Below are 23,826 nucleotides of genomic sequence, written 5' to 3'. Positions count from 1 at the left end.
TCAAGATTGGTTTTTCCATCTGCAGCCAAAAGAATAATTTTAGAACGACGGGCAATGCGTACAGAGCTTTTATTTGACGACGATAGACGTTTTARTAGTTTTTGTTCCTGTTCACTCAGGCTTATCTTGGCTGCGACTCTCATAGATAGTATCCGTCCTTAGATGCTCTTACCTATAATGGCACAGCGAGATTATTTATGTTGTATTAAATGCAGCTCACTACACTAGTGTATGGAAGCGTTAATACCCATACCGTTCACACTGAGCGGAGTCGAAGTGTGGTGCTTTGATCCTTCGACTCCGCTCAGGATGAACGGGGGTGTATGTCTTATAACGCTTGGCTGTACTAGGTAAGCATTGGCTTCAAGAACCTACCTGTATGAGATGCGGCTACTGCTGCGACCTCTTCAGGTGTGCCTGCTGCAATGATCTGACCACCTCCGTCGCCACCTTCAGGGCCTAGATCAACAATCCAGTCTGCTGTTTTAATCACATCCAGATTGTGTTCAATCACGACTACACTGTTGCCGTGGTCTCTCAGACGATGGAGTACCGCAAGCAACTGTTCAATATCATGGAAGTGCAGACCAGTTGTCGGCTCATCCAGAATATACAACGTCTTTCCGGTATCTCGTTTTGACAACTCTTTTGCCAGTTTGACCCGCTGGGCTTCTCCGCCCGACAGCGTTGTCGCATTCTGACCCAGATGGATATAAGAAAGACCGACATCCATTAGCGTCTGAAGTTTGCGTTTAACCGCAGGAATGGCATCGAAGTATTGCAATGCATCTTCAACGGTCATTGCCAGTACTTCATCAATGCTTTTGCCCTTGTATTTCACTTCCAAAGTTTCACGGTTGTAGCGCTTACCCTTACAGACGTCACAGGCCACATAAATATCAGGCAGGAAGTGCATTTCTACTTTGATAACCCCATCACCCTGACAGGCTTCACAGCGTCCACCTTTCACGTTGAAGCTGAAACGGCCGGGCTTGTAACCTCGGGAGCGAGCTTCCTGAGTGCCAGAAAACAGATCACGAATGGCGGTGAAAATACCGGTGTAGGTGGCTGGGTTTGATCTTGGTGTTCTACCAATGGGGCTCTGGTCAATATCAATGCATTTATCAAAATTACTGATACCGGAGAGTTTTTTATACGGAGCGGCGGTCAGTGTGGTCGCCTTGTTCAGGTGGGTCGCCGCCAGCGGGTATAGAGTACCGTTAATCAATGTTGATTTGCCGGAACCCGAAACACCGGTAATGCAGGTCATTAAACCCACCGGAATTTCCAGAGAAACATTTTTCAGGTTGTTGCCAGTGCAACCTGAGAGCTTCAGCATTTTTTTAGTATCGACAGGCGTTCGCTTTTCCGGGATTTCTATCTTGCGGATGCCGGACAGGTATTGACCGGTTACCGATGCCGGATTATTCATAACCTGATCGGGTGTACCTTCCGCAACAATGGTGCCGCCGTGGACACCGGCCCCGGGACCAATGTCGATCACATAATCAGCACTGCGAATGGCGTCTTCATCGTGTTCTACGACAATGACCGTATTACCAAGATCCCGCAGGCGAGTCAGAGTACTTAATAGGCGCTCGTTATCACGCTGGTGAAGCCCAATGCTTGGCTCGTCCAGAATGTACATGACACCCACAAGGCCGGCACCAATCTGGCTGGCCAGACGGATTCGCTGAGCTTCACCACCGGAAAGCGTGTCGGCACTGCGATCAAGCGTCAGATAATTAAGACCCACATTGACCAGAAAACTGAGCCGGTCGCAAATCTCTTTTAGGACTTTCTTGGCAATCTCACCGCGACGGCCAGGAAGATCCAGTGTCTGGAAATACGCCAGCGCTTTTTCCACAGGAAGCTTCACCAGTTCAGGCAGAGTTTCATCCTGAACAAAAACATTGCGGGCTTCCGTTCTCAAACGTGCGCCTTTACAGGAAGGACAGTGCTGAGTGCTCAGGTATTTGGTGAGTTCTTCCCGAACGGACTGGGAGTCTGTATCCCGAAAGCGGCGCTCAAAGTTTGGAATAATACCTTCAAACGGGTGTCGTTTTTTATAAACGTCACCGCGATCATTTACGTAGCTGAAGTTAACTTCGTCATCACCGGAACCTTGAAGAATGACCTCTTGCTGCGTAGCAGTCAGATCATCGAACGGTGTATCAATACTGAAGCCGTAATGAGCTGCTAAAGATTTAAGAAGGTGGAAGTAGTAAACGCTTCGGCGATCCCATCCTCGTATGGCGCCTTCAGCGAGGGTCAGCTCAGGGTGTTGAACAATGCGATCCTGATCAAAAAACTGTTTAACTCCAAGACCATCGCAGGTTGGGCAGGCTCCTGCCGGATTGTTGAAGGAGAAGAGCCTTGGCTCAAGCTCATTCAAACTATAACCACACTCAGGGCAGGCAAAACGGGAAGAAAATACAATGTCGTCTTTCTTCTCTTTGGCATCGCCATCATCCATGTAACTGATGGCGGCCAGACCATCGGTGAGCTCCAGTGCAGTTTCAAAAGATTCTGACAGTCGCAGCTGCAGGTCATCACGCACTTTAAACCGGTCAACCACTACTTCGATGGTGTGTTTCTTTTTCTTGTCCAGCGTGGGCAATGAATCCAGATCGGTCACGATGCCGTTGATGCGGGCGCGGATAAAACCATTACTTTTCAGTTCACTGAATACATGCAGGTGTTCACCTTTACGGGCACGAACCACCGGCGCCAGCAACATCAGCTTGGTACCCTCGGGCATCGCCAAAACCTGATCGACCATTTGACTGACAGTCTGCGCTTCCAGCGTTAGATGGTGAGTGGGGCAACGGGGAATGCCGGTTCTGGCAAACAATAATCGAAGGTAGTCGTATATCTCGGTGATGGTGCCCACGGTGGAGCGAGGGTTATGGCTGGTGGATTTTTGTTCGATAGAAATGGCCGGCGATAACCCTTCGATATGATCCACATCCGGCTTTTCCATCATGGACAGAAATTGGCGAGCATAGGCGGAAAGAGACTCTACGTAACGTCTCTGACCTTCAGCGTACAGGGTATCGAATGCCAGTGATGATTTACCAGAACCGGACAGGCCGGTAATCACAATCAAGCTGTCACGGGGCATTTCAAGATTTATATTTTTCAGATTGTGTGTGCGGGCACCTTGTACGGTGATCTTTTCCACAGCCTTTCTCCGTGCCAGTTGTAGAGTCATCATTCATAGGAAATGAACGTCTGAGTCAGAGAGCAAACGGAGTATTATAAATACTCAAGCGCCAAGTCTGTAGCAAAAATCCCCATATTCAGCATTAACATCCAGAGATGGCCATTAAAATAGAAATTCCCTTGGGCATCACTGAAGTAGCCACCGCACTGGCAGTCCAATCGTAACGCCGCAGCATCGAGGGCTAGAGTTAACAAGTGACCGGAATAAAGTTGTTCTTTCAGAGTGTGAATTAGATCATTTTCCGTAGCATTATTATTTTCAATACTCTGTACGGGGGGGTGCTTTGAATTGTCGGGATAAAAGTAAGAAGAAATGTAATCCCAGCTGTGGTGAGCCAGTGAAAGAAAGTAATAAGAAAAGAAAAAGGTGCTGATTGGTGATCTGCTTTTTGGCATCCCCGAACAGGGGCAGATAGGAGGGTTAATCAGCTTATAGCCAGAATCAGCAAACTTCCAAATGTGGATGGCCATATAAGCCCAGTTTAAGATTTGTCGGGTTTGAATCAGAAATGTACGTAGCTCCTCACGACCATCACGGACTGTCAGTAAAACATAATGGTCATTGGATGCAGAGTCTGACAGATTGCATTGAGATTTTTTCAGCTGCTGTAACGCTTCCGGGCGATCATTACTGGAGATTATGCAGTGGGTGCTATCACCTTCTCCGATAGGTGAGTAAATGGCAGTTATCGACTTTGTCTGGTTTAAAGGGCTTTTAATATCAGGAAGAAAGGCCAGAGAATTTGTACTATAGATCAGGGTAATAATAGACCAAGCCCAAAAAGTGAGTCCCGTTAGGGTTGCCGTTGTTTTTATGGTTGTTTTCTGAGTTGTGCTTTTTCTCATAAGGCTTTTAGAGCTCTATATAAAAAAGGTGTTTGCTACTTCCTATCCTCTGGTAGCAGGCATTACCTAATATAAGATAGAACAATAAATTGGATTTTATAGGAATATAGTTGGTTAAAATGTCCTTGTTTTAAATGTTAAAAGATGAGGGCTGTATGGTTATCCTGGCCTGCGGCAATAAGGGTGAGTCCATTGACAAATAGTTTAGGGAACTGGAAGGGAAGATTATACCGGTGTCAGCTCCGCGAAGGCGGGAATGACGTGTGCTGGTATTTTCTTCAATGCCACTTCCCTTATATGGCATATTCACACGTCCGTTCATTTATGTTTCGTTCCAGTGCGATATTCGGTTCACAGTTATATCTGAAGGCATTGGTATGTCGATGAGTGAGAGACACGTGTCAGGGGGGATTCCAACGCACTTAGAAGCACCTTTGTTTTGGCGTAAGTAGAGTTTACAAGAAACGGTCAATCAGAAAGTTTAATAAATCCACACCGACCATAAGTCGATTTACGTCGAATGTACCCAGATAAAATTGATCATTCCACCACATGATTAAATCAGAGAAGAGAACCCAGCCATGCTCACCTGCTGTCCATGCTTCAATGGGGCGGTCTATCTCATTTTCACCAAAAGTGGAGGGGTAATTGTTTTGAAGAAATGGGTACAGTGTATCCTTTGCATATGCGCTGAAGCCTATATAATAGAAGTAGGAGGCAATGGCATGGCCAATAGCTGGGACTGGCCGTGCCGAAAGAAGATTAGTGATGATCAGGGGAGCGTTACGGCTCAGGTTGATTGCGTGAATGCCAGCCCCCACCCACATCAGATAATATTTAGACGACATTAATAGGTTTTTGCTAACACCGTTGTTTCCAACGGTGACTTTGATATTAATATCTTCCTGAGCAGACAGCGTTTCCAGCGTACAACCTTTTTGTAGCAATATTTTCCGTTGCTCCATGCTGTGTTCATTGTCAGAGGTGTCACACCGGATTTTGTTGCCGTGACTGTTAATGTAGTAATACGTCGCAGTGATTTCAGGTTTGTCAAAGGCATTGGCCTGAATGCTGAGCAAGAGGAAGACAATGCACAATAAGTGTGTGGTCGGTGAAGGCAAGTCAAAAAAAAATGATTTTATATTTATCATGATGGCGGCTCTTTGCACAAAATATCCACTTAAGTATCCGGCTGTTTACGGGTGCCTTGATACCCATTCAGGGAACGTATGACGATAGCAATACTAGTCGAGGATTCGGCTATTGGTGGATGAATTTCTGGAAAGTGCATTGTGATTTGATAGCTTGCTCGCCGTGAACCCTGATAGAATTGATGGAATAAATCTATCAACTATTGATAGCGCAAAGGATGTCGTTGTTAGCCCATGTCATTTGTTGAATTAAAAGCCGCTATATCCCTGACCCTGGTCTTTGTCTTCCGCATGCTCGGTCTCTTTATGGTGCTGCCTGTTCTGGCATTGTTTACTGAAGACCTGCAAGGTGCCTCGCCAGCAACCGTCGGTCTGGCCATCGGTGCTTATGGATTCAGTCAGGCATTGTTACAAATTCCCTTCGGCTGGATGTCGGATCGATGGGGTAGAAAGCCTGTCATATTGATGGGGCTCTTTATTTTTCTTGTAGGCAGCTTGGTCGCGGCTGAGGCAACCTCCATGACGGATATTATTATCGGGCGAATATTACAGGGCTGTGGAGCCATCTCTGGCGCTGTGACCGCATTAATGGCAGACCTGACTCGAGAGCAAAATCGTACGAAAGCGATGGCCATGATCGGCATGGGCATTGGTGTGGCATTTGGTATTGCCATGGTGGTTGGCCCGATGGTGAGTAATGCCTGGGGTTTGTCTGGGCTGTTTATTTCCAATGGCATGATGTCGGTTGTCGCGATGCTTATTGTCCTGTTTGTGGTGCCCACACCGGTTGTTAAACGCAGGGATCTTAATAGTTCTGTTGATCGCTCAGGCTTACGTCAGGTCTTTACGGATAGGCAATTACTTCGACATGTGTCGGGTATCTTTACGCTTCACTTTGTATTGATGGCATTGTTTGTATTTATTCCCGGGCTGTTGAGTCATGACTATGCACAGTCAACCCATGGTTCTATTTACCTGGCGGTGATTGGTGGATCATTTGTATTGATGGTTCCCATGATTATCTTCAGTGAAAAGCAACGGCGGATAAAGCAGTGTTACAGCCTTAGCATTGTTATGTTGTTTATGGCGTTTGCACTTATTTCCCAAGGTGAACTGAACTCAATATGGTTACTGGCCGGGTTGTTTCTCTTCTTCTTTGGGTTTAACTTTCTGGAAGCGACGCTGCCTTCGCTGGTCAGTAAAATTTCTCCGGCGGGAACCCGTGGCACCGTAATGGGTGTTTATTCTACCAGCCAGTTTCTAGGGGCTGCTTTGGGAGGCAGTATTGGCGGGCTATCACTGGAAGCCGGTGGCCTGGCTGGTGCGCTGGTTGTTTGTACAATTCCTACTGCCTTGTGGTGGTGGTTGTCTGTTACCATGAAACAACCCCCTTATGTGAGTACAATGGTTGTCGCACTGCATTCCGAGCTTGATGAAATGGGCACGGTCAGTGAACGGCTTGCCTGCATTGCAGGCGTTCAGGAAGTAACGGTTTTACCCGCAGAGAAAACCGCGTATCTTAAAGTAGATAAACAGCTTCTGGACTTGTCGAGTCTCAGGGAATTCGGGCATTGTTAGACAAATTGCCTGCTACAAATAATAAGTCGGTGGGAACTTCCCTTAGTTCGGCAGTTCTAAATATGGAATAACGGAGTCTGGATGGATGTAACGTTCATCCAGATTTTCAATTGAAATTACAGGATATCTGGAGAAACTGATGGCACGAGGCGTTAATAAGGTAATTCTGGTTGGAAATCTGGGGAATGATCCAGAGTTCAGGTCAACAGCTAATGGCAGTTCAATCGCTACACTGAGTGTGGCAACCAGTGAAGCCTGGAAAGATAGAAATACTGGTCAGCAGCAAGAAAAGACAGAGTGGCACCGGGTTGTTCTTTTTGGCAAGCTGGCAGAAATTGCTCAGCAGTATGTCCGTAAGGGTTCAAAGATTTATATCGAAGGTAAGCTGCAGACCCGCAAGTGGCAAGACCAGAACGGGCAGGACAGATATACGACTGAAATCGTAGTTGATGGATTCAGTGGGCAGATGCAAATGCTAGACGGCCGATCAGATGGCGGTATGGGCGCTGCTCCAATGGGTGGTGGCTATCAGCAACAGCAGCAGCAAGCACCGCAACAACAGCAGTCTTATAACCAACCTGCTCAGTCTCAGCAATACAGTGCACCGGCTCAGCAACAGAATCAGCAGCAATCAGCACCTCAACAACAACCACAAACAGCACCTCAACAACAACCACAAACAGCACCTGCTGGCGGCTTTGATGATTTTGATGATGATATTCCCTTCTAGAGGACATGTTTTCCAAAACTGTTGATTAAAAGCCTTAAAAGACCCGTATATCGGGTCTTTTTTGTTTTTGGGCTAAAAAAATGTTGATTATATATTTTCAATGATCTATACATAAATAAAGTGTTGATTAAAAGGTGATAAAAATAATGCCGGTCAAGCACATTATTTTTCAAAATGGTGAGCGCTATCCAATGTTGCTTAATGAGGATGGTGTCCCTGATTTCTGGGTGACTCTTTATGTCACCGATCACCTAAGGATAAAATCCAAGCAGTCCTCAATCACTAATGCATTGAGTCATTTGGTTCACCTCCAGTTATGGGAAGCCATAAATACCAGATCACTTATCGAAGAAATTAGTGACGGTAATTTCCCCTCAGACCAAGACGTATATTCTTTGCGTGATCATTGTAGAGTGGAAACCGCAAGCCTGAAGAATTGGCATGAATGCCAGTCAACCAAATCTGTGGTTAAGTTCGCTGCTGCTTCCACCGCATCTGTAGGGAACTTTCACACGGTTTCTATGCGACATACCTACAATCGGTTGACTCAGATTGGGTACTTTCTTGAGTATGTATCGAAGGTTGTTTTGAGATCAAGAATCAAGCATGAAGCACAGCTTACAAAGTCTATAGAGGGTATGAGGAACAGGATTTTAGCTAATAGACCTAAAGGCTCTGGAAGTAAGGGGTTGGCATCTGACCCTAACACCAAAGCACCACCGCCTAAGGTATTTGAACGTTTTATGGAAGTGGTTGATGAGAACTCGCCGGATAACCCCTTCAAAAGTGCCAGCACAAGGCTGCGAAATGGGTTGATGTTCGAAATAATGTATTGGACAGGGTTTAGGTCGGGTGAGCTTCTGGGGCTTCAAGTTGCGGATATAGACTTTCAGAGCAATTATATTTCTGTTATTCGTCGTCATGACGCAAAGGAGGACTTAAGAGCAAGACAGCCTGTTGCAAAAACAAATGAGCGTCGAGTACAGGTTAAAAGAGAAACGATTGACAGGCTTCGATACTACATTATGGAAATCAGGGCAAAAATTGACCCAGCTATTAAACACCCTTATTTGTTTGTTACGCATAAAAGAGGTGAGCACTGGGGTAAACCCTTGTCGGACAGTGCTTTTGTCTTGATATTGAACACGATTAAAAGTGTTGAGCCTGAAGTTTTGGATGAGATTAAGCGTCATGGTTTTAGACATAATTCTAACTACCTACTTTCTAAGCGGATTGATGATGCCAACAAAGCAGCAAAATCCGACCCAAACAGAAACCCAATAAACGAAAAACAAGAAATTCAGATCCGCAAAGAAATATATGGTTGGAGTTCAGATAAATCAGCAGAGGTTTACAATCATCGACATGTGCGTGAGCAAGCTGATCGTTTAATGCGAGAAGATATGGATCATTGGACTGAGTTTACTAAAAAAGGGAAGTAACTATGGCTGGAAAACCAATAATAACCAAGGTCGGCAGGGAATTAGCTCAAGAGTGGCATGTGTCGAAATTTGGTTATAAATTTGATTTCTACGGTGATGAGTGGCAATTGGATGGGTCGATTACTATCAGGTTTCGTAGACTCAGGGAAATAGACCCAGTAACAGAAATGGGTTTTAAAAAATCACTTTGTCGCTATGCGGAAGAGCTTTCAGCACATCATACCAAGAACGTCTTTGAACGGTTTAATAAGTATTTTGAGTTCACTAATGATGCCACTATTACTGTAGATGGGCTGGTTAATTATCGTGCAAGTTTGACTTCAGATAAAGAGCATCAGCTTGGTGGTTTAAAGGCATTTTTGATTGCATGGATAGATTTGGGGTTCGAGGGGATTGACAGTGAGATCGCCAAGTTTCTGGAAAAGATAAGGCTTAGAGGAAATAGAAAAGGTGACGCAGTTCGAAGTGCTTGTCCGGATTCAGGAGCGCTGACACACAATGAAATGGGTGCATTAATCAGTTGGGCTGCAAATGCCTTTACTGAGAATAAGCTGAGTTTGTGTGAATATGCCTATTTTTTAAGCCTTGCCCTTACAGGACGAAGAGGCGTTCAAATTTGTGCCATGAGAGGCTCTGACTTGATAGTTAGAGAAGACAGTAATGGAAATGATTATGTTGTTAATTGTCCAAGAGCAAAGCAGCGAGGGACTGGCTTTAGAGGAGTTTTTTCACAGTTGCCCATCAACGAAGATCTGTTCTTGATGCTAAAAAATCAATGGGAATCATCTGTTGATAAAGTTGAAAAGGCTATTGGCGCTAAACTTCCGCATAAAGATAAGGAAGAAGTACCTATATTCATAGAGCTTGGTAGGGTTGGCTCCCTATGCGGTTATGATGACTTCGTGAATAGGATGAAGTCCACTCCGGATTACCTACATTTATCAATAGGTTCTGCGAATATCTTATTGAGGGAGGTTTCTAAAAAAAATACTGCCAGATCAGAAAGAACGGGTGATTATATCTACTTCTTTGCCAGACGCTTTCGTTATACCAAAGGTACAAACTTAGCTAGACGTGGCATTACAGGCGTATCTTTGGCTGCTGTGCTGGATCACAGTGATACGCAGAATGTTGGTGTTTATACAGAGAATACTGAGGAAGCCGCAGAGCAAATCAATGAAATTATGGCTCCAGCTCTTGCTCCGCTGGCACAGGCATTTGCTGGCAAACTTATTGCCTCAGAGCGAGATGCTATCAGGGCAAACGACCCGCATAGTCGCATAAGAAATAGCAATGCAAATGGTTTGGGTAACTGCGGAACTCATGCATTTTGTGCTTCTGGTTATAGAGCTTGTTATACCTGCAATAATTTCCAGCCATGGCTAGATGGACATCACGAAGAGGTTTTGGAGACGGTTCTGGATGAGCGGAAAAGGCAAGAATCAGCAGGTGTATCAAAGTTTGTTATACAGGCGTCAGACAGACTTTTATTAGCGGTTCAGCAGGTAATTCAAATATGTAAACAGGTTAAGGCGGAAGGTAAGAAATTATTGGAGGTAAATAATGGCTAAAATATTCCAGTTTAAGTCAAGGGCAGATTTAACTGCTGAGCAGAACCTCAATGAATTTATTTCTGATTGCAGGAATAAGCTGACTCTTTATGATGATCAGGGAGGATGGGCTGTAAATAACTGGCATCACATGTCTAGCAACGGAAAGATTGCTATGACTTTCTCAAAATATACTGAGAAGAGTAATGCGTATAATTTTGAGCTTATGGATGAACCATATTTATCATTTGCAAAAGCATATATCCGGTATGTCCAGAGTCGTAATCCTGTAACCAGTTTGGCTTTTAAAATGGCTGCTCTACGTCACCTGCATGATGCAATTGTGTATGTTTATGAAGAGGCAAATATATTACATATCGATGGTCTGGTTGTAGCAAGGCTAGAAGATATTACAAAGGAGAGAATTACCAATAAAGACCGGTTGTCGAAGGTTGGTGGACAAATTAAAAATATTCTTGATTTCATTCGCAATGAAATAGAGGTGCTGCCTGCATTAATATCGTGGAGCAATCCTTGGCCTAAGCCCAAATCTAAAGCTGAACGTACAGATAAAGAATCTCGTGAGTGGCAGGAGGAGCGCTGCCCCTCAATGCATCATATGCTTGCTTTGGCTGATTGTTTTGCAAAGGCTGAATCAGAAGAAGATAAATACTGGTCGAGTATTTTTGTCTTGCTGATGTTTGCTCCAAGCCGTGGAGGGGAGCTGAAGGATCTGACTATAGACTGCCTTCATCGTGGCGAAAACGGGGCGTTAGGGGTCAGATGGTATGGAGAGAAAGGCTTTGGATATACCATTAAATGGGTTCCGAAGGATCTTGAACCTGCGGTTCTTGAAGCTCATGAACGACTTATAAAAATTAGTGAGCCTGCACGAAAAGCCGCAAAATTTGCTTACGATCACCCGGACACTTTTTTCCGACATGAAAAGTGTGTGACCCCCATAGCTTTTAAAGAAGACGTTCCCTTGAGTGCTCATCAATTCGCTTGTGCAATGGGGTTTGATGAAGGTTCTATCGATAAACTTCTCACCAAGAACTTACCTGAATCGCAATGGGATGTTTTGAATGCAAATAAAACAAAATGGATTGTTGCTCTAAGGAAAAATGGAGACCCAAGCTATAGAGATCTAGCAAGGTTTGTGGCTAAGAAGTATAAAAAAAATCGCTGGCCTCAATTACCATCAGTGGATAGCTACATTTGGGAATCACTGATACTGCTAAGAGAAAACGAATTTCATAAAACAACACCAGTAAAGCCATTTTCATGGTGTTTGCCAACCGTCAACAATATAAATGACCAGCTATCAATGAGAAATGGGCTTGAGTGCCCCAAGTATACAATTTTTCAGCGACTTGGGTGCAAGGATGAAGATGGTACTGATATTCGACTAACTTCCCATCAGCTTCGAGTATGGCTCTCGACCAATGCTGAAAGAGGTGGAATGGACGCATGGAAACTTGCTCGTTGGGCAGGGCGTTCGAGAATTAATGACAACCGTCATTATGATCTCCGAACTCAACAGGAGCGTGAGGAGCAGATTCAAACCATTATGCAGCTTGATCAACGACCAACTGCGCTAGAGGCGATTAAAGTGAATTTGCCTGTCAGTTATAAAGACCTTGGGGTGAACCGAATCGGCATTGCTGATGTTACTGAGTATGGGATGTGTGTTCATGATTATGCCATGTCACCTTGTACTAAAGGTGGTGGTGATGAATGCATGACCTGTAAAGAGCATGCTTGCATTAAAGGAATGCCGAAAACTTTGGAGCGTATTAAGCGCTTGGAAGAACAGGTAGAGTTTCTTCTTGGCAAAGCTGAAATTGCTGTAAATGACGCTGTATTTGGTGCTGATCGCTGGGTAACTCATTTAGGCTGGAAGCTAACTCACATACGTGGCGTCAGGCAGATTATGGAGTCCGAAGAAACCCCTGAAGGTACTGTTATCTGGATTCCACCTGAGCATGATCCAAGCCCAACCAAAAGAGCACTTGAGCAGCAGGGATTGAAGGTAAAAGCTGACGAAGAAGAACGTGTGCCAGAATCAACAATTTCCATGCTGATGGGAATTGATAATGCCTAAGAAAATTATCACCGAAAAAACCTTGCCCCTTGCGCTTCATGAGCTGGATAAATGGGAAGGTAAATTAACGTGGGAACGCTTCGCCGAGTGTCTTGCAAAGGTGCTTGGTGAAGGCAAAATTAGCAGGCATACGCTGCTTTCTTATCCAGCTTTGGTTGAAGCATTTAATGATCGAAAGCAGTCGCTCAAAGAAGCGGTAAAAGATACTCCTGTTGATATCACTCTTGAGTTTGCAAAGGGGCAGATATCTATATTGGAAAACAAGGTGCGGAGGCTGGAAAAAGAAAATGATTTACTTAGGGAGCAATTCGTTCGTTGGCAGCATAATCTCAACAGGATGCCCAATGTTGATATGAAGCGGTTAAACGAGAAGCTGGATGAACCCTTGATGGGAGTAAACAGGCGTGAGTAAGGGGAAAAACGGTCAGCAAATTGCCCAAGAAAATATCGCCAAAGTCGAGGCATGGATTGCCCAGCGTGATGCCGCCAGAGATTGGGAGGAATATGAATACAGTGGCAAAATAAACCGCAGGGTTCTTGCTGAAGAGCTGGATTTTGCCAAATCCGTTTGTACTCAAAATAAACATGTCCGCAGTCTTCTAAATGAAGCTGAGCAACGCTGGTTTGCCCGTAAAGAAGAATCCCAAGCCTCCCACGAGGCTGCTCGTGAACGGGCTGAAAAACAGTCCGCTACGGTGGCTTCAAATAATAACGCCATGTCTATGCGTATTGCTGAATTGGAAGCTGAAAATCGCCAGTTAAGAAAAGAGCTAAAAGGCTATAGGGAACAGCAGGCGATGGTGGAGTCAGGGATGGCAGGGTTTAAGTTATGAGCCAGATTACACACCTCAGGCAGATAGTTCAGGTTCGCAAAAAAAGGGCAGGTGGTTACGCCACGGTTGATCTTATCAAACCTGATGGTTCCATTCGAAAACGTGAAAAACCATTGGTTGTCCATTTTCCTGATCATGTCCAAGGTGCTGCAACTGTCGGTTCACTTTGGGAAGTGAGTGGTCATGAGCGAGAGAATTCTTTTACCGTCAATGATTTCATCATTTCTGAATATACGATTGATGCCACTGAAATCCACTTTTTAAAGCCCTCAGGGAAAGTACTTTCACGCTGGATTAGCGGCAACATCAAAGGTATTGGTGGTGTTATTGCTAACCGTCTTGTGCGGCTCCCGAACTTGGCAGAATTGATAGAAAAACGAGAAAGGTCATCTTTGTTGGCGGTGGCAGGCATGTCAGAAGCACGTCTGGATCGGCTTTTGGATGAGTGGCCTGATGATACATTGTACGACACCATTACATGGCTTGAAGAACAGCAGCTACCGTTGGGGCTTGGAGAAAAGCTGTCCACAATATTTGGTGCTGAAGCTATAGAGAAAATAAAGGAGCATCCATTTCTATTGATGGCAATGGGGGCTTCCTTTGAAAAGACCATGGACATTGCCAAAGGACTTGGTTTAACCATGGCTGATGGCAGCGTGATGGCTGGTGTCGCTCAACATGTGGCGGTGCGTTATAGCCAGAAAACCGGATCAACGGTTATTGATCCTCAAAGCCTGATAACTGGTTGCTCTCAGATTATACAGTTACCTGCACCAGATAGTGTGGGTGATATCGCCGTGGATCATGGATTGCTGGTCAAGGTTGATTCAGGTTATCAGGTCTATGGAACAGCATTGATGGAAGCGGCGGTTGCTCTGTTTCTATCCAAAGCCCATAGCCGTTTAGCGGGAACTTGTTCTCTGGCGGCAGGTTGGGAAGCAGGGCTAACCGAAAAAAAAGTTATTGATGCACTGGAAGCCTATGAGCAAACACTGCCATTTCAGCTAACGGGCGATCAGCGCAAAGCGGTAGTTGGCTCTATTTTATCTCCGATTTGTGGTATTTCAGGTGGCGCAGGTACAGGCAAAACCACCATTCTGAAAGCGATTCTGGGTGTTTATCAGGCTCTGGCAGGCGGTATGGCATTTTATCAAGTAGCCCTGTCTGGAAGGGCTGCACAGCGTATGGCGGAAAGCACCGGATTACCGGCTCAGACCATTGCTAAATTGATTGTGGATCATATTGGTGACGGTAAGGCTCGATTGCCTGATCACCTGTTGCTGGTGATTGATGAAGCATCTATGGTGGATTTGCTTTCCATGTATAAGCTGATCGGGCTATTACCAGAAGCAACCAGAGTGATTTTTGTGGGAGATACGGCACAGCTACTTCCCGTTGGTGCAGGGCTTGTGTTCCATGCTCTGCAAGAAACCTTCGTCCCCTTCTTCCATTTGACACAGGTAAAACGGCAGGGAGAGGAAAGTGGTATTCACCGTTTTGCTACGGCTATTCGCAATGGTGAAGTTGTAATACCTCCTGAGACTAAAATTTCCCTTGCTAAAAGTGATGATTGCTCCATAGAAGGGGATATGACCCTCAATCGCTTGGAACAGCTTTGGAGAGAAGCAGGGGGCATTGAGAGCTGTATTGTCTTATGCCCGGTACGAAAAGGCGAAATGGGTGTGGATGGTATTAACCGTCATCTTCAGCAAAGTAATGGGTTTCAAAGGCCAAAAACTTATTATCAGGACGACCTGCGAGGCTGGATGCCATGGGTAACGTCAGCAGGGACTGAGCTTCTACTGGGTGATCCTATTCTGGTTACTTCCAACAACTACGATGAAGCTGCTGATATCCGTAACGGAGATTTGGGGGTGATTACTGCTGTTTACGACTCTCCAGACGAGGAAGATGGCTCTGTGGCTATGGCTGAGATTAATGGTATCTGTATACCTATGACGCCCGATTTGCTGGATAAAATACAGTTGGGGTATGCCATTACTATCCACAAGTCTCAGGGTTCTCAGTGGCCTACCTGTTTTGTTGTTTTGCCGCCTGAGGCTGGGCATATGATGGATCAGACACTTTTGTATACGGCAGCTACCAGACCTGAGGGTAGGTTGGTGCTTATGGGGAGTGGGCAGGTTATTAAAAGTGCTGTTGATCGTGAATATGGTGTTGCGCATCGTAAGACTAATTTAAAGGATAGACTTACAGGGCTTGACGATAGAAATATTTAGCTTCTAAACATGACCCGATAGCAAGTAATTATTCAGGAATAAATAAGCGTTATCGGGAAATGTCATCACAGTACCATCATGGAAAGCACTGCTATTGAATGTTATTTGCTATTTCATCGAATCGCTCTTTAGCCTCATCCTGAGCTTCTGAAAGTTCTTTTGTTGACAGTTTTTTACTGATTGCATCCAAGTGTTTCTTATAGAAATCATGATTATTGGCTGTAGCGACTGCGTACCATATGAAAGCCTCTTTATTGTTGATAGGAACGCCTTTTCCATCTCGGTAAAGGCTTGCTACAAGCCCCTGAGCGCTTTCAGAGCCTCTCAGAGCTGCTTTTTCTAGCCATTGGAATGCTTTGATGTAATCAACCATTACTATCCTTCCAGAGTAGTAAGCTTTGCCAAGTTCAAATTGACCGATACTGCTTCCCTGAAGCGCAGATTTTAAAAACCAGTCTAAAGCTTTGTTATGATTTTGTTCTACTCCATAGCCGTATCCGTGCATATAGGCTCGGCCAATCCATACTTGTGCAAAGTTATCACCCAGCACAGCCGCCCTATGAATCAATTTAAAAGCTTCGTTAATGTCTTCTTGAACAATGTATCCATCAGAGTATTCGATGCCTAACGCTAACAGGCCACTTGCATTATTTTGTAAAGCAGCTTTTTTGTACCAAGCAAGAGCTTCATCTTTATTTCTATCAATACCTCTTCCGCTTGCATATGAGTTGGCCAATATCGTCTGAGCATCAGCATTGCCTTCTAATGCCAATTTATGAAACAACTGAAAGGATTTTTGAGTGTTTTTCGTAGTGCCATGCCCTCTTGAATATGAGAGGCCAAGCATTAGTTGAGCTTTTGGGTTGCCCTGAAGAGCAGATTTCTTTAGTAATTGGAAAGACTTAACTGCGTCTCTAGTAGCACCTGCCCCTGACCAATGCATTATGCCTGATAAATATTGAGCGTCAGAATCCCCATCTTTAGCAGCCTTTACTATCGAATTAATAATTGCGCTATTTTGAGGCATCTGGGGCATATCTAAGTAATTACCCCATTTTCTGATTTTCAGTTCAGTTTGTGTGAAAAAATCTCTGTCATCATCTGTTAATCTATCCATAATGGATGGCTGGATGAAGTACGCTGCAAGAGCCGAAATGCTCAGAATTGTTAAGATGAATAGTAGAATTAGTCTTTTATTCACTATTAGCCCTCAATGTGTTAAAAGAGCAGATATTATTGACTCGCACTCAGTATTGGTAGTTGCTGAAACTACTGACCTGTATCTACATTATTGAGATTTTAAGCTTATAAATTAACCAGTCTGTGATTGAATGAAGATTTGCATTTACTGCTTTGTAGTAACTATATGTAAGGGAATATAGTTATATATTCTTCATACCTGCTTGTATATAAAGTCTGATAGGTAGCTTTTCCTTGTAGTGATGTGCAAGGCATCTTAGCGTGGTCGCATGCTCTGTTTTTTCGAAATTTGCAAGCTCTCTCTAGTGCTGCGTTTCCCCATGTCTGATTAGTTTATAATCTCCGTACGCCATGTGTATCAATGGATTTATGGATATGTGACATATCAAATTCTTTCGGACGAAGTACCAGAGAGAGGTATGAGCTATGAGGCTTGAACTACATACAGGGTATATTTTGAGGCAGCTTGATCACGAGGCTAACTCAGCATGTAATGGAATAGTACGTATCGCTCCGTAGGCTAAGGGTATTTCGATTGTGGATCTTTTAATGGATTGTGTTTTGTTTATCATTGCGGGAATAGGCGCATATATAGGAGCATATGCTAAAGAAAAAGGAAAGAATCAGGCGAGTAAAGAAGATTTTTATGATTTAAAAGAACAGCTTGATCAAAATACCCAATTGGTAGAAAAAATAAAATCACAAATATCGGAGCGGGGTTGGATTGACCAGCAAACATGGCTGGTTAAAAGAGAGTCGTATGATGCGATTTTTGAATTGATGTTCAACATAAAAACCTACGTGGATCGAGAGACTGAGGAATATGATGAGTGGTACTACCATGAATACCTTTGTCATGATGAACTATCGTACGTTCAGGGTGCTAATGAGGGCTTCGACAGGCAAGCCAATAGTTCTCTGGCCAAGGAAGAGACGAAAGAGTTAAAAAAAAGGCATGATGCGGCTATAGAAAATTTGTTGAGGCTAATTGATGTCAAGGCTATCTACATTGATGGTCAAGTAGTAGCGATAATCTCAAAGCTTAGAATAGAGCTATCTGTAGTTAATGATGACGACGATTTCTGGGGTGAACATCTCAAAAGACTCAAAAGTTCTATATTGAAAGCTATTGACGAGATCAGGGAGGTAGGCAAGGAGGAGCTAAAAATAGGCTTTTCTTAGACCGATGGTGTTAACCAGAAAAATCCGACGAACCAGAATGTGTAGAAATGAACGAGTTGTATACTGACGGTTATACATAATAAATGTTGATTTAAAATGATTGAATTGGCTAAAACTAGCTATTAATCGACAAAATGAATAGGTTTTGTTGGTCTTATTATCTCAAGAGGTTATTCAAGTGGCTGATAGTAAACAAAAATATACTTCACTCACTCACCCTATTCTGAGATTATGTGAGTATAACCCTTCTGACGCATATCGCAGGCTGATGAAACAGCAGTAATAGATAATATTTCTTAGCCCTCTTATACAGAGGGCTTTTTGCTAAGGGAAGTGGCGGATAAGAATATACCATCGTCATCCCCGCACAGGAGGGTGTCGCAAACTCCCAAACATCTCGTTCCCATGCTTTACGAGGCTGTCGCAAAAGCCCATTCCCATGCTGTGCCTGGGAATGCATACCCTCGAATTTTCAAAGGGTTAGAAGTATGGGTTCCCACGCATAGCATGGGAACCAGAGCTTTTGCGACAGTCTCGAAGCATGGGAACGAGGTTTCTGGATTTTTGCGACAGCCTCCTTCGCGGGAATGACGGATGACTGGTACTTTCTGCAATGCAACTTCCCTAAGTGGTTAACTACTTATAGAGGTAATCAATTTATGGAGGAATCACGTTCTGAATTGAGGCTTATGCTCAGAGAGCGCAGGCGTAACCTCACCAAAGAGCACCAGCTAGCCGCTAGTACCAGGCTGGTTGATTGTTTAAAACAACAACATGATCTTTTCAATGCAGAATACTTTGCACTGTATCTTGCTTCTGATGGGGAGATTAACCCTGTCATGCTTCAGCAGTATTTGTGGCAGCTGGGTAAATCGTGCTATCTGCCAGTGGTGAAAAACAAGGTCATGCTGTTTGCTCCATATACTCAATCCACCAAATTGGTCATCAATCGTTTTGGTATTCCAGAGCCTTTAGTCGAGCGTGATGAATTTATCGCACCAGAAAATCTGGATGTGGTGTTTATGCCATTAACCGGGTTTGACCTTTCAGGCGCACGGCTTGGTATGGGGGGCGGGTTTTATGACAGAACATTTGAGCAAACAGGAGAAAGAACTCGACTCATTGGACTGGCGCATGAATGTCAGATGGTGGAGAAAATACCAATAGAAGAGTGGGATGTTCCTCTCACTGGCGTCGTAACTGATCGTGCTTATCACGCATTTTGAGGGAGGTGAAAAAGGAACCACTCAGGCATTGCTACGAGAGTGGTAACCAGTAGAGCTGTTTATCTAATCAGTTCTGAATGCCCAATCTGCTTAATGGCTTTCACAGGCTTCACCAGGGATACGAATTTGTGCTGGCTTACCATAAGCAGAAGTGATTGCTGTGAGAGTTGAGACTTTGCCATCAGTGCTGGCGTTAGTCACACACACGGGAACCTCGGATCCTTTGACAACAGATACATACGCTTTGCCGTAGCTGTAAGGTGTGCATGAGTTTTTCTGAACATTCAGCGTTGATACTTCTCTGCCATCAGAAACCGTCAGGTAGAAATCAACCGGGTTTTCAAGGATGTAACTGTTCGCAGCAGTACTCCAACCTGTGATTTGCTTGATCATCAGCAGATTGGTCAGACCTCTATTTTTTGGAACAAAAATGTTATCGCCAATGTGTTCGAACTGGTGATCATTTTGAATAGAACCCTGATTAACAACAACACTGTCAACATACCAGCCATCTTCCAGCGCAACGGTTAACATGCCGCAGGCGTAGTCGTTGGCAATTGGCAATAATCGAGTGAGCTGACTGAGTAAAACGTTTGTCTGAAAATGGTGGTTGTTTTCTGCTTCTTTGAAGAACTTACCCACACCAGGAAGGCCTTGAAGTATGTCGCCAGGCACTTGTATAACACTGGGTGGGAGATCTGGCGCCTTAGGAACTGCCTCCCCAGCTGCTTCCGCAGCTGCTTTCGTAACTAGATACGCTTTTTGAGCGGCTTGGTTATTTGCCAACCAAGAACCGAGGGCCAGAAAAGCATGGGCAGCCCCTTCAGCGGAGGTTCCAATGAAATGACCGACATGGGCAATGGTGCTGCTAGAGCGCCGTACGTTTGAATCTCCCTCAGATGATTCAAGCGCCCAGCTCGATGAAACTAACGACAGCAATAAGACTGCAGATAAACATTTTTCTCTGAACAACATGCTAACCCCTTTAATTTTGGATGGCTGTTCTATTCAAGTACAACTGATCCGATACCCCTGAGAGAATCGGAATCGAACGATTGGACAATGGAAAGGCAATATGTTTCCAAACATGAATATATTCTTTTGCAATAGTTTTTTTCATTGCTTATTAAGATTAAAGGGAGATGCTTAGGATTCGCATATTCCATGATCCAACTAAGAAGATTTTAGGGTAAAAATACCAGTGCTAATAAATACAGTGGAAATATATAAAGGTTTTTAAATTAGCAATTCATATAAAAGATTTTTATAAATACATCGACGTTTAATTAATGATCATGGTGCGAATGGATTGCTTGGTCTTTTAAAAAAATAGCCATGATATTGCTACCAATTTTATCTGGATAGTTTTAACTTAATAGGGACGTTGTTTTGAAAAGTGTGATGATTGTGAAGCAAGTAAAGCTCAGATATGGATTAAATAACAAGGATTGTTATGACTGCTTTTGTTGCCTCGGCTGTCTTGTTTATTTTTGCGGGCTTTGCGTTTGAGGCAAATGCCGATGATAGCCATATCAGAAAGAATGTTGCTGTATGGGACTATAAGGCCAGTGAGCAACATAGCGTGAGTTCGCAACCAGTGCGTGTTCAGCCCGATGGTGACTGGTTGACCGGTTTGGTGGTGGGGCATATCAACCGAACACAATGGGTTGATGGTTTTATACGAAAAGGCGGGGAGATTAAGATTGAAAGTCCGGCCTTGTCGGGATATGGGCAATACCCATCCGTAGAGTATGCGCTGTCGGTACAAGAAAAGGATCGGGCTATCTGGGAGGAGCTTGTCGCTTTATCCAACACCCGGGAAGTCGATAGGCGTGTTTACCATTTTAAAAGTAAGCCTTTTTTTAGTAACCCCTACAGTACTAGTAGCGAGTACCTTCTAACGGCCGTCGAACCCCTGGGTATGCAACATCATGTTGAGACTGCTCAATCTTTTGATCCTGAAGGTGTGGGAGAGGCGATGGGTTTTTTTGACGGTCTGTTTTTTTCGCCTGAAGTCACTTCCGGGTACATTGTTTACATTCAACGCATTAATCGTTGGGTGTTCAACAACCAGTGTCTTATCGGTTTGCATCAAGGGAACTATAAAGCCATCGATGTTTACTATGGTCAGGAAAACTCCATAGAGCAAAGTGGGCTTAAGGCAGCAGAAATGACCGGCCGTACGGGTGATGCGACGTTTAAGAGACGCATGCAACTGCCAGATATTGCGGAGCTCTCAACGGGGAATGAAATACTGTGTCGTTATGCTGAAGCGGCGGCGGTTTTAGGGAGAAAAGTAGCTATCACCTATTCAGACTTTCTTGGGGTGTCTGATCGCCTCATGAAAGGAGATCTCTATCATATTCGGATGATGTAAGTGTGCGGATTGCATAATCATAGCCTGAGCTATTTCGAGCATAAATGTTATGCTTTGATCAAAATATGATCTATTGATCTGCATCAATTTTTAATTTCATAAAATTGTATGAAAATCATGCCCGCAAAAAAATACCAGAAAAGTCCCGGTGACAGATTCGTGAATTGAACGATCGTTGATCATTCTGACAGCGGTTAGCAGGGACTCCGTCTTTTATAACTATCACCAATCCTGTTTTCTAACTTTTATGTCGGTTACGGCAGAAGGGCGAGATCGGTTTGCGTAACGTACAGCTACTCGAGGTTTTTGCTAGTGCAAAAAGCATTTTCTCTACTTCAGAAAATCGGGCGGTCACTCATGCTGCCCGTAGCGATTCTGCCGGCAGCAGGTATCCTGCTGGGTGTCGGTAGTGCCGGTTTTTCTATCTTCCCGGAACTTCTGAATCAGATCATGGCTCAGGCCGGTGGTGCGGTGTTCGGTAACCTGCCACTGTTGTTTGCTATTGGTGTGGTCCTGAGTTTAACAGACAACGACGGTGTGTCTTCTCTGGCCGCGATCGTTGGCTATGTTGTTATGCTGGCCACGATGGGCGTTATGGCGGGCACTCTGGGCATCGAAACCAAATCCATCATGGGTATCGCTTCCATCGATACCGGTGTATTTGGTGGTATCCTGGTGGGCATCCTTGCGTCTGTGATGTTCAATCGCTTCTACAAAATTCAGCTGCCAGAATATCTGGGCTTCTTTGCTGGTAAGCGTTTTGTACCCATCATTACTGCATTCGCAGCCATCATCATGGGTGTGATTCTGAGCTTCATCTGGCCACCGATCGGTAATGCTATTGATGCGTTTGGTAACTACGCTGTATCGGGTAACCCAACGACCATGGGCTTTGTGTACGGTCTGGTTGAGCGTCTGCTGATTCCGTTTGGTCTGCACCATATTTGGAACGTACCTTTCCAGTCTCAAATGGGTGAGTTTGTAACGGCGTCTGGTGTTGTTGTGAACGGTGACATTCCACGTTTCTTTGCGGGCGATCCGACCGCTGGCTTCCTGGCGGGTGGTTTCCTGTTCAAAATGTTCGGTCTGCCGGCTGCAGCTCTGGCCATGTGGCACAGTGCTAAAACTGAAAACCAGAAAGTGGTTGGCGGTATCATGGTGTCTGCTGCGCTGACGTCTTTCCTGACCGGTATCACCGAACCTATCGAGTTCTCCTTCCTGTTTGTTGCGCCGATTCTTTACGGAATTCACGCCCTGCTGGCAGGTTTTGCATTCATGATCACCAACTTCTTTGAGATCAAAATGGGCGGTTCTTTCTCCCACGGTCTTATCGATTATGCTCTGTCTTTCAGTATCGGCACTAAACCGGCCATGATTCTGGTCTGGGGCTTGGCTTACGCGGCGATTTACTACACAGTATTCCGCTTTGCTATCAGAATGTTCAACCTGAAAACCCCGGGTCGTGAAGAGGCAACTGAAGAAGCAAACAACAATGAAGTTGGTAGTGAACTGGCCAGAAAACTGTTCATTGCTTTCGGTGGTCAGAGCAACATCGACAGCATCGATGCCTGTATCACCCGTTTGCGTGTAACGGTGAAACAGCCTGAAAATGTAGACGTTGAAGGCATCAAAGCACTGGGCGCTACTGCGGTACTGGTGGTTGGTCAGAACATGCAGGCTATTTTTGGTCCTAAGTCTGATCAGATTAAGACTGAAATGAATGAGCTGCTGAAAAGCGGTCAGGCACCTGAAATGGGTGATCTGGCGATTGCCTGATACAATAAAGCAATAACTTATTGTTATTTCAAAACCGTGGTTGCTTAGGCAGTCACGGTTTTTTTTGTATGGAAAGTAAACGTTTTGGAATATTAACGGTCTAAGGAAGGGCTTGAAATTGTAACTTATTAAAAAAGAGTATGGTTATGAGGTCTGACGGTATCACCTAGGAGCCTGTCGGACTTAGAACAACTTTTGAGTATAATACCCGCAAGATCGTAAAAGACAGCCAGCCAATGAACAAATGGACTTTCAGACCCATTGACCGAGACATCCCTGACTTTTTTCCTGCCACTGTTCAGGATTATCTGCCAGAGGTGCATCTTGCTCGCTTTGTTGTAGAGGTGGTTGAGCAGCTAGACCTCA

17 protein-coding genes are annotated in these 23,826 nt (G+C 44.5%); 12 read left to right on the top strand and 5 right to left on the bottom strand.

Translation table 11 applies throughout. From position 1 onward, the window contains the following. Positions 1-346: 346 nt before the first annotated feature. The 3 genes from uvrA to AKL11_RS01480 all read right to left on the bottom strand — a co-directional run bounded on the left by uvrA (position 347) and on the right by AKL11_RS01480 (position 5,222). Positions 347-3,184: an excinuclease ABC subunit UvrA gene (uvrA, locus tag AKL11_RS01490; protein WP_067515333.1), complete on the bottom strand. Its 2,838-nt coding sequence runs from the start codon at positions 3,182-3,184 to the stop codon at positions 347-349. Between the two features lie 74 nt (positions 3,185-3,258). Continuing rightward, positions 3,259-4,071, bottom strand: coding sequence for a hypothetical protein (locus AKL11_RS01485; RefSeq protein WP_067514851.1), 813 nt, complete (start codon positions 4,069-4,071; stop codon positions 3,259-3,261). Positions 4,072-4,526: 455 nt separating this feature from the next. After that, complete coding sequence (locus AKL11_RS01480; protein ID WP_157673353.1) at positions 4,527-5,222, bottom strand: hypothetical protein; 696 nt, start codon at positions 5,220-5,222, stop codon at positions 4,527-4,529. 234 nt (positions 5,223-5,456) lie between these two features. Between AKL11_RS01480 and AKL11_RS01475 the strand changes: the two genes are divergently transcribed. The 8 genes from AKL11_RS01475 to AKL11_RS01440 all read left to right on the top strand — a co-directional run bounded on the left by AKL11_RS01475 (position 5,457) and on the right by AKL11_RS01440 (position 15,699). Continuing rightward, positions 5,457-6,800, top strand: coding sequence for an MFS transporter (locus AKL11_RS01475; RefSeq protein ID WP_067514847.1), 1,344 nt, complete (start codon positions 5,457-5,459; stop codon positions 6,798-6,800). Positions 6,801-6,939: 139 nt separating this feature from the next. Continuing rightward, on the top strand, positions 6,940-7,530 hold the full coding sequence (gene ssb, locus AKL11_RS01470; protein WP_301335640.1) for a single-stranded DNA-binding protein: 591 nt from the start codon (positions 6,940-6,942) through the stop codon (positions 7,528-7,530). 146 nt (positions 7,531-7,676) lie between these two features. Then, complete coding sequence (locus AKL11_RS01465) at positions 7,677-8,972, top strand: tyrosine-type recombinase/integrase (protein ID WP_067514843.1); 1,296 nt, start codon at positions 7,677-7,679, stop codon at positions 8,970-8,972. A gap of 2 nt (positions 8,973-8,974) precedes the next feature. Next, positions 8,975-10,543 (top strand): site-specific integrase, encoded by a 1,569-nt coding sequence (locus tag AKL11_RS01460; RefSeq protein WP_067514841.1) that lies wholly within the window; start codon positions 8,975-8,977, stop codon positions 10,541-10,543. Beyond that, complete coding sequence (locus AKL11_RS01455) at positions 10,536-12,626, top strand: hypothetical protein (RefSeq protein WP_067514839.1); 2,091 nt, start codon at positions 10,536-10,538, stop codon at positions 12,624-12,626. Before AKL11_RS01460 ends, AKL11_RS01455 begins: the two co-directional genes overlap by 8 nt. Beyond that, the gene (locus AKL11_RS01450) at positions 12,619-13,038 is read left to right on the top strand and encodes a hypothetical protein (protein ID WP_067514837.1); all 420 of its coding nucleotides are present in this window, start codon (positions 12,619-12,621) and stop codon (positions 13,036-13,038) included. The genes AKL11_RS01455 and AKL11_RS01450 overlap by 8 nt, the downstream gene beginning before the upstream one ends. Then, entirely contained in the window at positions 13,031-13,459 is a 429-nt protein-coding gene (locus tag AKL11_RS01445) for a VPA1267 family protein (protein ID WP_067514836.1), read from the top strand. Before AKL11_RS01450 ends, AKL11_RS01445 begins: the two co-directional genes overlap by 8 nt. Further along, a complete protein-coding gene (locus AKL11_RS01440) occupies positions 13,456-15,699 on the top strand; it encodes an AAA family ATPase (RefSeq protein WP_067514834.1) in 2,244 nt (747 codons plus the stop codon). The genes AKL11_RS01445 and AKL11_RS01440 overlap by 4 nt, the downstream gene beginning before the upstream one ends. A 91-nt stretch (positions 15,700-15,790) precedes the next feature. On the opposite strand, the gene AKL11_RS01435 is transcribed toward AKL11_RS01440, so the two are convergent. Continuing rightward, positions 15,791-16,816, bottom strand: a complete 1,026-nt coding sequence (locus AKL11_RS01435) for a tetratricopeptide repeat protein (RefSeq protein ID WP_067514832.1) — start codon at positions 16,814-16,816, stop codon at positions 15,791-15,793. Positions 16,817-17,436: 620 nt separating this feature from the next. On the opposite strand from AKL11_RS01435, the gene AKL11_RS01430 reads away from it, so the two are divergent. Both AKL11_RS01430 and AKL11_RS01425 read left to right on the top strand, forming a co-directional pair. After that, positions 17,437-18,081, top strand: a complete 645-nt coding sequence (locus AKL11_RS01430; RefSeq protein ID WP_172807223.1) for a hypothetical protein — start codon at positions 17,437-17,439, stop codon at positions 18,079-18,081. A gap of 659 nt (positions 18,082-18,740) precedes the next feature. Next, a complete protein-coding gene (locus tag AKL11_RS01425) occupies positions 18,741-19,307 on the top strand; it encodes a 5-formyltetrahydrofolate cyclo-ligase (protein WP_067514826.1) in 567 nt (188 codons plus the stop codon). Positions 19,308-19,397: 90 nt separating this feature from the next. Here the strand turns inward: AKL11_RS01425 and AKL11_RS01420 are convergent, their stop codons facing one another. After that, complete coding sequence (locus tag AKL11_RS01420) at positions 19,398-20,282, bottom strand: hypothetical protein (RefSeq protein ID WP_067514824.1); 885 nt, start codon at positions 20,280-20,282, stop codon at positions 19,398-19,400. Positions 20,283-20,760: 478 nt separating this feature from the next. Between AKL11_RS01420 and AKL11_RS01415 the strand changes: the two genes are divergently transcribed. Next, complete coding sequence (locus AKL11_RS01415; RefSeq protein WP_067514822.1) at positions 20,761-21,684, top strand: hypothetical protein; 924 nt, start codon at positions 20,761-20,763, stop codon at positions 21,682-21,684. 312 nt (positions 21,685-21,996) lie between these two features. Then, on the top strand, positions 21,997-23,460 hold the full coding sequence (gene ptsG / locus AKL11_RS01410; protein ID WP_095210080.1) for a PTS glucose transporter subunit IIBC: 1,464 nt from the start codon (positions 21,997-21,999) through the stop codon (positions 23,458-23,460). Positions 23,461-23,826 lie beyond the last annotated feature (366 nt).

It is taken from the genome of Endozoicomonas ascidiicola, assembly GCF_001646945.1.
In the GTDB taxonomy this organism is placed as follows: domain Bacteria; phylum Pseudomonadota; class Gammaproteobacteria; order Pseudomonadales; family Endozoicomonadaceae; genus Endozoicomonas; species Endozoicomonas ascidiicola.
This window is presented reverse-complemented; position numbering and strand designations above follow the sequence as displayed.

Bases quoted from the DNA above. Each gene is read 5' to 3' on its own strand.
- AKL11_RS01485 (WP_067514851.1), bottom strand. From the start codon at position 4,071: ATGAGAAAAAGCACAACTCAGAAAACAACCATAAAAACAACGGCAACC.
- AKL11_RS01480 (WP_157673353.1), bottom strand. From the start codon at position 5,222: ATGATAAATATAAAATCATTTTTTTTTGACTTGCCTTCACCGACCACA.
- AKL11_RS01475 (WP_067514847.1), top strand. From the start codon at position 5,457: ATGTCATTTGTTGAATTAAAAGCCGCTATATCCCTGACCCTGGTCTTT.
- ssb (WP_301335640.1), top strand. From the start codon at position 6,940: ATGGCACGAGGCGTTAATAAGGTAATTCTGGTTGGAAATCTGGGGAAT.
- AKL11_RS01465 (WP_067514843.1), top strand. From the start codon at position 7,677: ATGCCGGTCAAGCACATTATTTTTCAAAATGGTGAGCGCTATCCAATG.
- AKL11_RS01460 (WP_067514841.1), top strand. From the start codon at position 8,975: ATGGCTGGAAAACCAATAATAACCAAGGTCGGCAGGGAATTAGCTCAA.
- AKL11_RS01455 (WP_067514839.1), top strand. From the start codon at position 10,536: ATGGCTAAAATATTCCAGTTTAAGTCAAGGGCAGATTTAACTGCTGAG.
- AKL11_RS01450 (WP_067514837.1), top strand. From the start codon at position 12,619: ATGCCTAAGAAAATTATCACCGAAAAAACCTTGCCCCTTGCGCTTCAT.
- AKL11_RS01440 (WP_067514834.1), top strand. From the start codon at position 13,456: ATGAGCCAGATTACACACCTCAGGCAGATAGTTCAGGTTCGCAAAAAA.
- AKL11_RS01435 (WP_067514832.1), bottom strand. From the start codon at position 16,816: ATGGATAGATTAACAGATGATGACAGAGATTTTTTCACACAAACTGAA.
- AKL11_RS01425 (WP_067514826.1), top strand. From the start codon at position 18,741: ATGGAGGAATCACGTTCTGAATTGAGGCTTATGCTCAGAGAGCGCAGG.
- AKL11_RS01420 (WP_067514824.1), bottom strand. From the start codon at position 20,282: ATGTTGTTCAGAGAAAAATGTTTATCTGCAGTCTTATTGCTGTCGTTA.
- AKL11_RS01415 (WP_067514822.1), top strand. From the start codon at position 20,761: ATGACTGCTTTTGTTGCCTCGGCTGTCTTGTTTATTTTTGCGGGCTTT.